Source organism: Streptomyces regalis (assembly GCF_001509475.1).
In the GTDB taxonomy this organism is placed as follows: Bacteria; Actinomycetota; Actinomycetes; order Streptomycetales; family Streptomycetaceae; genus Streptomyces; species Streptomyces regalis.
Genome location: NZ_LLZG01000251.1, coordinates 1 through 390 on the forward strand (window position 1 = coordinate 1; position 390 = coordinate 390).

Consider the following 390-nt stretch of genomic DNA (forward strand, 5'->3'; position numbering starts at 1 on the left):
CGCCCTCTCGCGGTTGTGCTGCCGCCCGCGCCGGATGGCGGGCGGCGGGTGACGATCCACGGCGAGCGCATGGGCACCGCGTACAGCCTCTTCGACGTGCTGGATTTCCTCCACCGCGCGGGCCTGCCCTGTGAGGACACGGCCGTTGACGATCCCGAGCTCATAGAGTGGCGCGGCGGCGGACCGCACGACTGGGGCAACACCCCGTAGCGACCCGCGTTCGGCGCAGGCCAAACAGCCTGCCCGTCCGATGTACACCAGGTTCACCGTCGCCTCGAAGCCCGCCACGAGCCGGTGGCAGGAGCTCGCCGCCGGGGTGGCGAACGCCGTGCGTGTGCATACCGGAGCCGTTGTCGCCGAAGATCGGCTTCGGCATGAAGGTCGCCCTCT

At 70.8% G+C, this 390-nt stretch carries 1 protein-coding gene and 1 pseudogene; one reads left to right on the forward strand and one right to left on the reverse strand.

Going from position 1 to position 390, the window contains the following annotated elements; genetic code table 11:
* The coding region (locus ADL12_RS24775; protein ID WP_063806729.1) for a hypothetical protein at positions 1 to 210 on the forward strand (210 nt) is incomplete at its 5' end.
* 33 nt (positions 211 to 243) lie between these two features.
* Here ADL12_RS24775 and ADL12_RS58580 read toward each other — a convergent pair.
* Positions 244 to 390: pseudogene (locus ADL12_RS58580) on the reverse strand (type I glutamate--ammonia ligase); the annotation flags it as partial.